General features: G+C 37.8%; 12 protein-coding genes. 10 read left to right on the forward strand and 2 right to left on the reverse strand.

The window, feature by feature from the left end; translation table 11 throughout:
- Positions 1-51: 51 nt before the first annotated feature.
- Together B9A52_RS13375 and B9A52_RS13380 are read right to left on the reverse strand one after the other, a co-directional pair.
- A complete protein-coding gene (locus B9A52_RS13375; protein WP_084120941.1) occupies positions 52-756 on the reverse strand; it encodes an SGNH/GDSL hydrolase family protein in 705 nt (234 codons plus the stop codon).
- An 8-nt stretch (positions 757-764) separates the two neighbouring features.
- On the reverse strand, positions 765-1,802 hold the full coding sequence (locus B9A52_RS13380; protein WP_084120942.1) for a S66 peptidase family protein: 1,038 nt from the start codon (positions 1,800-1,802) through the stop codon (positions 765-767).
- A 182-nt stretch (positions 1,803-1,984) separates the two neighbouring features.
- Between B9A52_RS13380 and B9A52_RS13385 the strand changes: the two genes are divergently transcribed.
- From B9A52_RS13385 to B9A52_RS13430, 10 genes are all read left to right on the forward strand, one after another.
- Positions 1,985-2,557 carry an RNA polymerase sigma factor gene (locus B9A52_RS13385; protein WP_084120943.1) on the forward strand — a complete coding sequence of 191 codons (573 nt, stop codon included), beginning with the start codon at positions 1,985-1,987 and terminating at the stop codon, positions 2,555-2,557.
- 4 nt (positions 2,558-2,561) lie between these two features.
- Entirely contained in the window at positions 2,562-3,335 is a 774-nt protein-coding gene (locus B9A52_RS13390) for a tetratricopeptide repeat protein (protein WP_084120944.1), read from the forward strand.
- A 107-nt stretch (positions 3,336-3,442) separates the two neighbouring features.
- The gene (locus tag B9A52_RS13395) at positions 3,443-4,450 is read left to right on the forward strand and encodes a PKD domain-containing protein (RefSeq protein WP_084120945.1); all 1,008 of its coding nucleotides are present in this window, start codon (positions 3,443-3,445) and stop codon (positions 4,448-4,450) included.
- A 31-nt stretch (positions 4,451-4,481) separates the two neighbouring features.
- A complete protein-coding gene (locus tag B9A52_RS13400; protein ID WP_084120946.1) occupies positions 4,482-6,971 on the forward strand; it encodes an ATP-dependent Clp protease ATP-binding subunit in 2,490 nt (829 codons plus the stop codon).
- Positions 6,972-7,081: 110 nt separating this feature from the next.
- Positions 7,082-7,534: a type VI secretion system contractile sheath small subunit gene (locus tag B9A52_RS13405; RefSeq protein ID WP_084120947.1), complete on the forward strand. Its 453-nt coding sequence runs from the start codon at positions 7,082-7,084 to the stop codon at positions 7,532-7,534.
- A gap of 37 nt (positions 7,535-7,571) precedes the next feature.
- The gene (locus B9A52_RS13410) at positions 7,572-8,939 is read left to right on the forward strand and encodes a DUF5458 family protein (protein ID WP_172805210.1); all 1,368 of its coding nucleotides are present in this window, start codon (positions 7,572-7,574) and stop codon (positions 8,937-8,939) included.
- Positions 8,940-9,019: 80 nt separating this feature from the next.
- Positions 9,020-9,409: a type VI secretion system tube protein TssD gene (gene tssD, locus B9A52_RS13415; protein WP_084120948.1), complete on the forward strand. Its 390-nt coding sequence runs from the start codon at positions 9,020-9,022 to the stop codon at positions 9,407-9,409.
- An 82-nt stretch (positions 9,410-9,491) separates the two neighbouring features.
- A complete protein-coding gene (gene tssD, locus B9A52_RS13420; protein WP_084120949.1) occupies positions 9,492-9,881 on the forward strand; it encodes a type VI secretion system tube protein TssD in 390 nt (129 codons plus the stop codon).
- Between the two features lie 16 nt (positions 9,882-9,897).
- Positions 9,898-11,697, forward strand: a complete 1,800-nt coding sequence (locus B9A52_RS13425) for a type VI secretion system Vgr family protein (protein ID WP_084120950.1) — start codon at positions 9,898-9,900, stop codon at positions 11,695-11,697.
- A gap of 20 nt (positions 11,698-11,717) precedes the next feature.
- The gene (locus B9A52_RS13430) at positions 11,718-13,085 is read left to right on the forward strand and encodes a tetratricopeptide repeat protein (RefSeq protein ID WP_084120951.1); all 1,368 of its coding nucleotides are present in this window, start codon (positions 11,718-11,720) and stop codon (positions 13,083-13,085) included.
- Positions 13,086-13,102 lie beyond the last annotated feature (17 nt).

Below are 13,102 nucleotides of genomic sequence, written 5' to 3' on the forward strand. Positions count from 1 at the left end.
AACAGAATAAACACAACTGTTTCTGTTAAAAAATATTAATTAAATTTCTTTTCAGAGCACCATCTTTTCAAGAATTACCTTTTCCAACTTTTGAGCCCACTTGCCATAAACCAATGCACTTGGATGAAGGTTGTCCGAAACCACCATTTCGGGTAAAGCTCCAATTTCCCGGTATTCCTCGGTAATATCTATGTAATGCACCCCCAGTTGGTTTGCTATGGATTTTTTTGCTGCATTAAATCCATCTATTTCCTTTGCTATTTTAGCCTGATCAGACCCCCTGTTTACAGCAAAAGGAGTTACCCCCCAATCAGGAATTGAAATCACCACGACGCGGTTTGAATTTCCATTTGCATACCTAATGGCATCCTGAAGAAGCTTTTTGAATTCCGATTCATAATTTTCAAGGGGCCTTCCACGGTATTGGTTGTTGACACCAATCAGCAAAGTGACCAAATCATAGGTATTTCCCTCTATTTCAGCGTTTTCTATACCTTTTTTCAATTCATCTGTTGTCCAACCTGTTTTGGCAATGATGGTTGGTTTTTCGAAATCCCATCCCTTTGCTTTAAGTAATTCCACAGTTTGGTTGGGATATCGGCCTTTTTCATCCACTCCTTCCCCAATGGTATAGGAATCTCCAAGAGCCAAATAAGTATATGTTTTTGCTTCCATCAGGTTTTCTGGATTTTCTTTTTCCAAACAATTTAAATATATGGATGAAATCAGCACTAAAATAATGGCGAGATGCTTCATAAAAAGATTTAAGATTTAAAGATATGTTCGGTCAGCTTGAAAGTGCCTGAAGCTGCATCCATTTCTACCTCTGACCCATTCGGAACAATAAATTGCTTGGCCACATGCCCTATCATTGCCCCTTTGTAGGCAGGGATATTTAAGGGCAAAATATAATCATCCAAAATATCATCCAAAGTTAAAGAACCATATCCGCCTCCCGGTGTGCAGTCTGTACATTGACCAAAGATGAAACCTTTGATTTTACCCAAAGTCCCGTTCAGTTTTAGGGTACTCATCATCCTATCGATCTTATAAGGATCCTCGCTTATATCTTCAATGAATAGAATCGCATCTTTAAAATCAGGATAATAGGGTGTCCCCGAGATGGAAGTTAATACCGTGAGGTTTCCACCCAGAATTCTGCCTTTTGCTCTACCGGGCCTTAGTACCTGAATTCGGTTTTGCTTGACAATAAGATCATCGCCTTTGACCTGTTCATTTTCAAAATGCATCAATTCCTGATCAAAGAACATCCGTTCAAACTGTCCTACATTAAAGCTGTTCCAGCTGCCGGTTCCGTTTGGTCCGTGGAAGGTGATCAAACCGGTCTGGGAGTAAATGGCACAATGCAATGCCGTGATATCGGAATAGCCTAATAGGGGCTTGGGATTTTTTTGAACGGCTTTGTAGTCAATTCTATCCAATATCCTGGCAGCACCCGAACCTCCCCTGATACAGATGACAGCTTTGATATCAGGATCGGCAAACATCCCGTTGAAATCATTGGCCCGCTCCTCATCAGTTCCCGCCAAGTGTCCTCTGCGGTTTTTCAGGTTTTCTCCCAGCCTTACCTGTAATCCCAACGCTTCCAATGACTCTTTGGCAAAGTCAAACTGAATCCTCTCCGAAGTGGCAGCAGAAGGGCTGATCAAACCGACGAGGTCACCTTTTTGGAAGGGGGAGGGTCTAATCACTTTTAAATAATTATTGTAGTGAGTGTTTGAAATTAATGGCAAACTTCCTAGACCTAAAAGTGTGGATTTGAGAAATTGACGTTTTTTCATGGATTTTTCGGGAGATAATTATGCAAATATTCTAAAGTTTTTAATTTAATACGGCTTTGAAAAATAAAAACAAAAAATAATTTCAAATATATTAACATATCTTAAACGAAATTTAATATTTTGATTGAAAATTATAGAAACAACAATTAACATTTTTGTTATTTAAAACCAATGTATAGTAAATGATACATCCTGATCAGTTTTATATTATAGGACTTCTCGAAAATGACAAAAAAGTAATTGAAAAGATTTATCAAAACTTTTTCAACAAAATCAAATGGATGATAATTAAAAACAATGGGTCTTCAGATGATGCTTCTGATATCTTTCAAGAGTCATTGATTACCATTTATAATAAAGCTCAAAAGAATGATTTTCAGTTGACATGCCCATTTGAAGCATTTCTTTTGTTAGTATGTCGTAAAAAATGGCTTAATATACTTGACAAAAACAAAAAATTTAAGGTAACAAATCTTGAAGATGATGGATATCAGTTTAAGGAAGAAAGTCACCAATTAGCAGAGGAAAGTATTTTGCAAGAAGAGAGGTTAAGTCTGTTGACCGAAAAGTTTGCATTGTTGGGAGAGGCTTGCAGACAATTATTGGATTTGAGTTGGCAAGGAATCTCAATGGAAGAAGTTGCAAAGAGTCTTGGATTTACTTATGGTTACGCAAGGAAGAAAAAATCTGAGTGTGTTGCAAAATTGGTTTCATTGGTAAAACAATCGCCCGGTTATCAAATTCTTAAATGGTAATTTCATGGATAGTAATTGGATAGAAATATTTGAAAAATACCTGAATGATAACCTCAGTGATCAGGATCGTATTGAATTTGAAGCAAAACTAAGTTCAGATAAGGAATTAGAAGAGTCTTTTTTGATATACAAATCGATTGAGCAGGAATTTGGAAATAGCATTAGGAATAAGTCGAAAGAAAATGAATTAAGGGGGACACTTCAGTCACTTTCAAAGGAATATTCTGAAAATACGATGATATCAACTTCTGAAAAGCCAAAAGCTTTAATTAGAATTATAAGTTTGGTTTCCAGCATTGCAGCCTCTTTGATTTTGATCTTTTTTGTTTACAACAAGTATTTTGGCAGTGAAATGGATATGCAACAAATTGCCCTTTCATATTTTAATTCAGACCTGGAAAGAATAGGTCAGACTATGGGCAGCAATAAGGATTCATTGCAAATGGGCATTTCCTTTTACAACCAAAAGGAGTATTTTAAAGCTGTTCAGGTCTTTGAAAACATGATAGTATCTGACCCTTCCAATTCGGAAGTCATAAAAAATCTTGGATTGAGCTACCTGGGTTTGGAGGAATATGACAATGCCCTGGCACAGTTTGAAAAATTAAGCCAGATGGAGCAACTTTATTCCAATCCAGGACAATTTTATAAAGCATTGGCTTTGTTGCTAAGGAATGAAAGTGGTGATAAAAACCAAGCTAAAGAATTGCTCCAAAAAGTAATTGATGAAGATCAAGAAGGTAGTAAGAATGCGAAGGAGTGGTTGGAGAAATTTTGATTAATTATTTTTGAAAGTTGTTTTATGCGGTATGTCCGCATTTTTTATTAAAAAGAGGGTAACATTTTTTGAAAAAGTTGATATAGAAGCAATAATCTACTATTGCTATGAAATCAACAAAACCTATCTTTCACTTTATTGATACTAGAGTACTCATGTTTCTAGGACTTGTTTCTATTGTTTTTTTAGTCTTTTTATCCTTTAGAATTAAGCATTTCGAGCCATGTCAAGAACCAACCATTTCCATAAGAGAGGGCAAATTATATGTCGGTGAGATTATCCAGTTTAAAACCCAAGAAAACGAAAAAAAAACAGGATATGAGTGGGATTTTGGCGATGATTCGCCCATTAAAAAACTCGGATCTTCAGTTGGACACGAATTTTCCAAACCTGGAAGATATCAGGTTAGGGTTAAATTATCTGATAATTGTATAGCTTTTTCAACTGTTAATATTGAGAATCCGCCTGTTTTAGTAGATGAAAAACGAAAGGTCAATTTTTCGGGACCTGAAACCATTGAAGTTGGAAAATCTGCTGAATTTTTTGATAATACCGAAAATGCCACGACTTGGGAATGGAGGTTTGGTGAATCCAATAAGGTAGATGCTACAAGTCAAAAGGCCAATTATACTTATAAAAAGGCGGGCTCCAAGAAAGTTATTTTAACTGTTAATGGAAATGTTTATGGTGAGAAAATCATCTTGGTTACAGAGAAGCCAATAGTAAAAACTACTGCAAAACCTGTAAATAATGGACAAGCTAAACCATTTCCAAAAATTGAGCCTCAATTGCCAAAAATTGATCAGAAACCAAGTGATGTGGAAAAAACCCCGGAAACTATAGAAGTGCCAAAAATAGCTGAGAATGAAGTAATAAATAAATTTTTGATGGATTTGGCAGAAGCAGGCCAAAGTACAAAAAGTCTTTCAAAATTTTTCTGTGATCCCGAAAACCTCAAATTGTTCTACAAAGGGGAATCTATAAGAGTTGGTCAATTGGATAAAGAACTGAGCAAACTCAGGCGAAGCCAACAGATTGAAAATTTGAGAATACAAACACATAGAAGTGGTGAAAACAATTGTGTCATTATACTTCAAATTACTCTAAATAAATAATGTAAACATTGATGAATAGTCGGCAAATATTATGGAAACAATAGAAATTCAATGGAAACTGTCTGATGACATCAAAGGCATAATTGGAATAGCACAAGCCTTGGCAAAAGAAAGTATGAACAAATACTTTGGTGCCCCTCACTTGCTGAAAGCTACCTTACACAAAGAATCAGGTTTGAGAACCATATTGGCTGATATAGGTCAGGATATTTTTTATCTGGAGGATTGGGCAGATGTAAGGATTGAAAACTGCCCAAAAGTATTTCCAATTCCAAACGTGATAGAATCCTCACATGCCAATTCTGATATTTTTCAAGAAGCGGAGGATTTAAGGTTAAAATTTGGACTTGAGGAAATCAGCCCGATGCTTTTGCTTATCGCATTGGTAACTCCTGGGGTGGCTTTTTCATTTGAACAGTTAAAAACTTTACCCCTTCAAAGGGAAATATTAATGGATGCGTACGGGAAAAAAGTTGAAATCAAGTCCATTGTAGCACACAAGACAAATTCATCCAACAGCCAAAATCAAGTAAAATCCAATCAGGCATTGTTAAAATATTGCATTGACAAATCATCAATGGCAAAACAAGGAAAGCTTGAACCGATTGTTGGAAGGGAAAATGAGGTCAGGACCATATCGGAGATAATTTGTCGCAGATCTAAACCCAATGTAATGCTGGTAGGGGACCCAGGAGTAGGGAAATCTGCCCTAATTGATGGGTTTGTGCTATCCTTAGAAACTGGAAATACCCCGGCATTGCTTAAAAATTCCAAAGTTTTCGAATTGGACTTGGGTTCATTGGTAGCCGGTGCATCTTACAAAGGTGAAATCGAAGAAAGGCTAAAGCAAATTTTAAATGAAATCAAGCAATATGAAAAAACAATTTTATTTATAGATGAAATCCATGTTTTGCTTGATCGACAGAGCAATGCGGCGGGAAGTGCGAATTTTTTAAAACCAGAACTGGCCAGGGGCGAACTCACAGTCATTGGCGCAACGACGCCGGAAGAGTTTAGAAAATTTATAGAAGCCGATGAAGCCTTTAACAGAAGATTTGAGATGCTTAAGGTTGAAGAACCTTCCAAAGAATCTTGCTTCCATATGGTGAAAGCGATCATTCCAAGATATGAAAAGCATCATGGTCTGACTGTTCCAGACGAATGTATTTCAGAATCAATAAACCTGGCAAAAAGATATACAAAGGAAAGAAAACTTCCTGATGTGGCGATTGATCTTTTGGATCGATCACTTGCTTCTCTTAGAATGATCAATGAAACAGGAGAAATATCAATTCAGATGGCTCTGGAAGAGTTTTCTAATCGGTGTCAGGAAGAGGATGAAGGTTTAAAATATGGACTGGAAGATTGGAAATGGTATTTAGAGCAAATGAAACAACAGGTTAGTCCAATTTTATGGAATAAAGCCTTACCCAATCAGGAAAATGGAATTTCAAATGAAGTGGATTCCTTGAAACAAAAAATCCAAAAGAATTTAGAAGAACTGAAACAAGCTGTATCCATTCCAAACAGTACATTGTCTATTGCAGATTTGAGAGCTTTGGTGTCTGTAAAAACCGGGATTCCATTGGGAAAGCTTCAGAGTCATGAAAAAGACAGACTGCTAAATATGGAAGAAAAGCTTAAAGAAAGGGTAATTGGACAGGACCATGCCATCAGTTCAATTTCAGATGCGGTTTTGGAGTCACGGGCAGGTCTTGGAAAACCAGGTCAACCCATAGGATCCTTTTTCTTTTTGGGGCCGACCGGTACAGGAAAGACAGAACTTGCAAAATCAATGGCAGAATTTCTGTTTCAGGAAGAGTCAGCAATGATCCGATTCGACATGTCAGAGTTCAAGGAAGAGCATTCAGCAGCTTTGCTTTACGGTGCCCCTCCCGGATATGTCGGATATGAGGAAGGTGGATTGTTGGTCAACAAAATCCGACAAAAGCCTTATTCGGTGGTATTGTTTGATGAAATTGAAAAAGCCCATGCATCAGTCTTTGACATTTTCCTGCAGATTTTGGATGAAGGCAAGTTACATGACAAGTTGGGCAAGGAGGGGGATTTTTCGAATGCCCTGATCATTTTCACATCCAATATCGGCAGTCAGTTTGTGGTCCAAAAATTTAATGATGGTGATATTCCAAACACCGCCGAGCTTTTGGATAAAATGTCCGGGTATTTTAGACCTGAATTTCTTGGCAGATTGACAGAGATAGTTCCATTTTCTCCCATGAAAAAGGAGATGGTCCAAAAAATCCTAAAAAATCAATTAAAGGATATTTTCACTTTTTTAAATAAAGAAGGAATTACACTTCAAATTTCTCAGGAAGCCTTTAGTAGGTTGGCAGAACTTGGATTTAACCCTGTTTATGGTGCAAGACCTTTGGCGGGAATCGTAAGATCTGAGGTTCGGAGACCTTTGTCAAAAATGCTGATCAAAGGGGAGCTGAAAGCAGGAAATACACTTGACTTGAATTTGGGTGATGAAGGGGACTTCCAATGGGCAATCAAATAGGTTTATTGAAACCTATTTAAATTTTTTTTAAAAAATAGAAATATAGGGTAACATCCTCTAACTGGTTCGGATATAGACATATAAACCTTTTAACAAAAAAATTTAAAATCATGGCAACTGAAAAATATAGCATTGGCGGTACTGTTCTTGAAAATGAAGCTTTTGAAGCTTTTGCGGACATTCCCCAAAACAGGGTACTTCTTGCGGAAAAATTGACAAACCGTGCTCCGGTTAGACCTGAAGTTGTAGGCGGATTAACCAATATTGATGAAGTTTTTGAACATTTCAAACCTGAAGTTGAGGTTGAATTCGAGACAGAAGCAGGCACGTCCCAAAAGGAAATGATGAGGTTCAGAGGTCTGGGGGATTTTGGAATTAAGGGTATTACCCCTCAAAGCACACTTTTAAATGACCTCACGCTAAAAAGAGAACAATTCCAAAAAATCAATAAACAGCTTAAAACCAATAAGCTATTGAAGCAGGCTCTTTCGGATAGCACAACCAAGGAAAGTTTGATTTTGGCCTTGAATGCGCTTATCCAGGAATTGGAAACCTCGAAGTGATAAATGATAAAAAGTATAATCTAAACAAAATAGAGATATGGAACTAAATCAAAATATCCGGACAGTATCAGAAGGCTTAGAAGCAATGAATTTTAAACCCGGAGAGATGTTGTCAACTGCCACCGAAAGCCTTGAGAAATTCGGTGGTTTTGATATCCTTGAAACCATGATTGAAGGAGTTCAAAATTTGAACCCTGAAAGGAAAGCCAGAAAATCAATTTTTTTGGCAGAACCTTCCAGAAAGGGGGACAGGGATCAATTGGGTAAAGCCTTAAAATGGTGGACACAGGTTTTGGAAAAATCAAATGATATCTCTGAATTGGTCCAATATTGTGAGCAGACCTCGAATAATGCTGACGCACTCTTAAATAAAAACCTCAAAAGTGCTATTGATCAGACTAGGGAAATTGAAAGATCCTACCGTTCTGTTGCGCTCTTTTATAAAAATACGGAAAGCCAAAAACTCAAGAATATTTCCATTATCAATGTAGATGCTGAACAACTCAAAGATCTTGATAACACCAGGTTTATTGATGCCATTCAAAACGAATTGGTGGAGAACTTTGACAGACTTGACCTTGCCAATAATTATAGCTTGTTGATTTTGCCAGGCTATCTAGGATCAAACAAGGTAGTTGAGAAATGGGCCAAAATTGCTTACGAAAACAAGGTATTGTTGGTCACTGACTTTGAAAATTTGGACAATCCAGATGATGTCATGGAAATGTTTGATGGAGCAAATCTTACAGGAGGAGATATCTACAGGTCCAACATTATCATGGCTTGCAATTGGCTGGTTGGACGGGAAAAGTTCAGTGAAATCGGGGAGGAGGATGAACTTTTTGTACCTCCATCAACTGCGTTGGCAGGAAAAATTTACAACACCTTGATGTCCCAAGTGACCGCAGGAAAGAAATACGGCGGATTGAATGAAGTTGATGGGGTCAAATTTGACCTGAAGAAAAGTGAAATCGCAAATATTGAAAAATTGGGCTTGGTGCCTATGGTTAAGGAATATGGTAAAGTGATGGCATTTTCAGCCAAAACGCTTTTTAACGGGGATAACCTCGGACTTCAGACTTATTCGGTTGTCAGGGTTTTCGATTATGTTTCCAAAGTAATGATGGACTTTTTGAACAGGAGGGCATTTGAAAACTTTACTGCAAGCAGTCGCAAGGAATTGATGGGACAGATCGTGAAGTTTTTGGACAGCATCACGGGGCCTACCAAATTGATTGAGAATTTTTCCATCAAAAGGTTTGAGCAGGATCCGGTCCAGAAGGATAGGATATACTTGGATATTCACATGAAACCCTATTTTCCAGCCAAATCCTTCCTGATCAAATTGGACGGTCAAAAGGGAGATGATGGCAATGATTGGGACTCCGAATACCAACAACAGTGATTATGCTAGGATTTCGGGTTATTCCCGGATGATCAAACATAATATTTTAACTAATTATTATTTAACTAAATTTTAAAGCTATGTCATTTAAAGCTAGATTGAAAGTGGCAGGGAAAGATCTCCCTGTATTGGATGCGCATTATGAGTTGAAAAGAAATGTTGACGCAACCGGCAGACCTTCCGAAGATGTAAGAGGTGGTAAGATTACATTAACTGTTGAATCGACAGGGGAAACTCCGTTTTTTGAGTGGATGTGCAACAGTTTTGAGCGTAAGGATGGTTCGATTGTATTTACCAAACGGGATACCGATGCTACTATGAAAGAGCTATCATTTACTGAAGCCTATATGGTTTCTTATTCTGAAAGCTTCGACAGTGATAGTGCCAGACCTGTAAGGGAGACTTTTACCATCAGTGCCAAGACCATTAAGTTGGGAAATGGAGAGCATAAAAACGAATGGCCGGTTTAACAGTCCATTTGAAGGTGATGGACTGACCATCACCTTCTCTCCTTAATGTTTAAGTTATCTTATCAATTAATTCACCATAGCCATGTCTTTTTTAGCCGTTCTTAAATTAGATGAAGAGGAGTACAGAATCTTGTATTGTTCCTTTGCTTTCCATAAAGAAATAGATCCCACAGGGAAACCCATTTCCATTCCATTGGGTGGAGTATTGGAAATTAAGCTGGAAAGCAATAGAAAAACAAATTTTTACGATTGGATGATCAGTCCGACTTTGGTGAAATCAGGAACTATCACATTTTTTCGAAGAGATGAAATGAGCAGGCTCAAAAGCCTGGAATTTAATGATTCCCATTGTATTGCTTACAAAGAAACTTTTGACCATTTGGGAGAAAATCCCATGATGATTGAACTGAAATTGAGTGCCCGGGAGCTGAAAATAAACGATTCCACTTTTTATAACAATTGGCCAGACTGACCTAAAAAACAATGCCATGCCACAGATAGTCATCACAGGAATCAAAATTGATAACAAACCTATCAAGCAGTTTACCTCATTTGTTTTGGAGCAAAAAATCAGTGAGCATCATTCTTTTTGTTTGGTATGCCCGACTGAGGCCATAGATGGAACAACCGGAGTGATATTTAACCAATCGAAAAATCTAATAGGTGCGCCGATATCTGTTTTGATGGAATCCTTGGGTACTTCTGGTCAAATGGAATTCCTGGGATTGGTGACCCAAGTGGAGACATCCAAATTCAGTGGTCATGCCGGTGAGCTTATTCTTTCAGGTTATAGCCCTACCATTCTTCTTGACCATTTGCCACACTGTCAAAGTTGGGAAGAAAAAAACATCAAAGATATTGCAACAGACCTGACCAAGGCTATTCCAAAAGAAATACTTTCGGCGCAATTGGAACCTGTTTTTAAGGATAAATTGCCATATACCGTTCAGTACAAAGAAACATCCTGGCAATTTTTGAAAAGAATCTGTAGCATCCATGGAGAATGGCTTTTTTACAATGGGGAAAAACTGGTTTTGGGTTCTCAGAAGAGCAAACCTGTAAAGCTTCAGTTTGGCAATAACCTCAGCAATTTTAGAATGGCCTTGGAAGTCAAAGCATCTGCTTTTAAGATGGTGGCATATGATTATCTGAATAACGAGGTCTATAAATCCAACCCTAAAAATATGCCTTCTTTCTCTGGACTAAATGATTTGGGGAAGTTTGTCTTTCAAAAAAGTGAGTCATTTTATCCTCAGGACGCAAAATTTTGGAACAACAATGACTTAACCAATAAAAAGCAGTTGGATGATTTTGTGCATACGCGTTCTGCTATGCAGAATAGTCATATGGTCCAAATGAAAGGTCAGAGTGGACATCCGGGATTAGAAGTTGGAGGTCTTGTCGATATCAGTGGAAAAAATGTATTCAATCTCTCGGATGAGTCTTTTGGGGAATATACTGTGATTTCAATAATACATCAGTGCGACGGACAGGGAAACTACAGCAATGAATTCGTTGCAATTCCCTCATCTCTGAAAATGCCTCCCACGCAAAAAATTGAAGAACCAATATGTGAAGCACAGAGTGCCATGGTGACCGACAACAATGATGAAAAAGGCCTGGGCAGGGTGAGGGTAAAATTCCATTGGATGGAGGGGAATGAAAAGAGTCCCTGGCTTCGGGTGACGACACCCCATGCCGGTGGTGGCAAAGGCATGTTTTTGATGCCTGAGAAAGGGGAGGAAGTGATTGTAGGTTTTGAAGGAGATAGTCCAACCAAGCCTTATGTAATTGGCAGCGTCTATAATGGCAAAGCAAAATGTTCTTTTGCAAATGGAGGAAATGATGTCAAAGTCTTGCAAAGTAATAGCGGCAATAAGCTAGTTCTGAACGATAAGGATCAAAGTGTATTGATAGAGGATGCAAAAGGAAATATGTTGATGATAGATGGGAAGGGGAATATTAATATAACCTCTTCAGAGAGTATAAATTTTACCTGTGGAGAATCAAATGTGGAATTGAAAAAAGATGGCTCAGTATCCATTAACGGTAAAAACCTGAATTTCGGAGCAACTGAAAATTTGGATGCATCAGGAGGAAAAAAAGCCACCTTTTTTAGTGGTCAGGCTTCTTTTTCAGCAGACGGTGGATCCAATGATGCAAGCATGTCTGGAAACAATGCCAACATCAGCGGAAGCATGGAAACCAATGTTAGTGGTGGATCAAAAACTACAGTGAGTGCCACAGGAAAAGTGGCTGTTCAAGGTGCTATTGTAGCCTTGAATTAACAAACTAGAAACATAACATTATGGGAACTCAAGTAAGTAATCCGATTCAACAAAGAATGGACCTTCTTCTGGAAAAATGGGAAGAGGCTACTGAAAACGTGGATAAACCACTTGTCAGAATCCATGCAGAAGAAAATGAAAAAGGTATGATAGAGACATTCCATACTTACCTTTTAGGAACAGATACAGGAAACCATGATGTACCAATTGTTTTTGACAGAATTTTTAGGGATGAAGATTCTTTTTCAATTGGATTGCTCAAAGACCTTAATGATTTGATCAGTACCTGGAACAATTCCAATAAAGAAAATCTTGGATTTGAAGCCCCTCCAATCTTATGGACAGTTGACTTTTCATTGAGGGAAACCAATAATCCTGCATATGTTTTTATAGAAAATCTTAACAGACTTTCCAAGTTTCTGAAATTGGGAAAGGGGAAAAATTTGGTTGCCATATTTAAAGTCACACTAATTAATCTGAGTGGATTTATCAATTGGCTTGGTTTTATTTTGAAATGTGAGATTGATCCTTTTGTAAAGCTTTTGATTGATGATACGGAAGAGGAACCCCTGTTTGAAGCATTCTGCCAAAAACATTCTTCACAGACCATCACTATTTTCCCGGAATTGGATATGGACAATGCAATGCAACAGTTGGCATCCATGGGAAAACCAGATGATCCTGCCGTTAATTACAGAAAATCTTTTGTCAAACTCATGCAGGCTATTTCAAAAAGAAATGAAATAGAAGCCATAAAAAATGCGAATGAATGTCTTGATATCGCTATCGAAAACCTGGAGAAAAACCCATATTGGATAGGTCAGGTAATTGCAGTTTACTCTGCCTTGGCCAATGATCAGATTGGATATAAGAACTTTCAAAAAGCAATAGCTTATGCCTCGGAAGCAGTGGAGGCAGCACATGCCTCGGGAGATTTGATCGGGGATGAATATATCGAAAAGAAATTTTTAGGGCAATCTTTGATGCTCCGCGGAGCTTTGTTTACTACGCAGAAGATTTGGGACAAAGCCATTGATGATTTTGCGAAATCAGCAAACTATTACAATTATACTCAAGACCATATACTAAGTATTGAAGCAAATAGGATGACTGCTTATTGTTATCTAAAGAACGGAGACCGCTCTTCAGCTTGCAGACAACTGGCGCCCACGTTGGCAATAGCCAAACATCTTTCTGCAGAAACAATACAAGCTTCAACTTTTGCCGGAGTATTGGAAATTCTTTTGGATTCAAATGATCAAAAATGTGTGAGCGATCATGAAGTGGAAGAAATCGGACTTCTATATTTTGGAAAAAATTGGATGAAAGAAATCAGAAACTGGAAAAATACAGAATATGCTCCTGAGACCGAGGCAGCCTTAACCTAATTCTCAAAACACTAAAT

The organism is Aquiflexum balticum DSM 16537, from assembly GCF_900176595.1.
Taxonomy (GTDB): domain Bacteria; phylum Bacteroidota; class Bacteroidia; order Cytophagales; family Cyclobacteriaceae; genus Aquiflexum; species Aquiflexum balticum.

Bases quoted from the DNA above. Each gene is read 5' to 3' on its own strand.
- B9A52_RS13375 (WP_084120941.1), bottom strand. From the start codon at position 756: ATGAAGCATCTCGCCATTATTTTAGTGCTGATTTCATCCATATATTTA.
- B9A52_RS13380 (WP_084120942.1), bottom strand. From the start codon at position 1,802: ATGAAAAAACGTCAATTTCTCAAATCCACACTTTTAGGTCTAGGAAGT.
- B9A52_RS13385 (WP_084120943.1), top strand. From the start codon at position 1,985: ATGATACATCCTGATCAGTTTTATATTATAGGACTTCTCGAAAATGAC.
- B9A52_RS13390 (WP_084120944.1), top strand. From the start codon at position 2,562: ATGGATAGTAATTGGATAGAAATATTTGAAAAATACCTGAATGATAAC.
- B9A52_RS13395 (WP_084120945.1), top strand. From the start codon at position 3,443: ATGAAATCAACAAAACCTATCTTTCACTTTATTGATACTAGAGTACTC.
- B9A52_RS13400 (WP_084120946.1), top strand. From the start codon at position 4,482: ATGGAAACAATAGAAATTCAATGGAAACTGTCTGATGACATCAAAGGC.
- B9A52_RS13405 (WP_084120947.1), top strand. From the start codon at position 7,082: ATGGCAACTGAAAAATATAGCATTGGCGGTACTGTTCTTGAAAATGAA.
- B9A52_RS13410 (WP_172805210.1), top strand. From the start codon at position 7,572: ATGGAACTAAATCAAAATATCCGGACAGTATCAGAAGGCTTAGAAGCA.
- tssD (WP_084120948.1), top strand. From the start codon at position 9,020: ATGTCATTTAAAGCTAGATTGAAAGTGGCAGGGAAAGATCTCCCTGTA.
- tssD (WP_084120949.1), top strand. From the start codon at position 9,492: ATGTCTTTTTTAGCCGTTCTTAAATTAGATGAAGAGGAGTACAGAATC.
- B9A52_RS13425 (WP_084120950.1), top strand. From the start codon at position 9,898: ATGCCACAGATAGTCATCACAGGAATCAAAATTGATAACAAACCTATC.
- B9A52_RS13430 (WP_084120951.1), top strand. From the start codon at position 11,718: ATGGGAACTCAAGTAAGTAATCCGATTCAACAAAGAATGGACCTTCTT.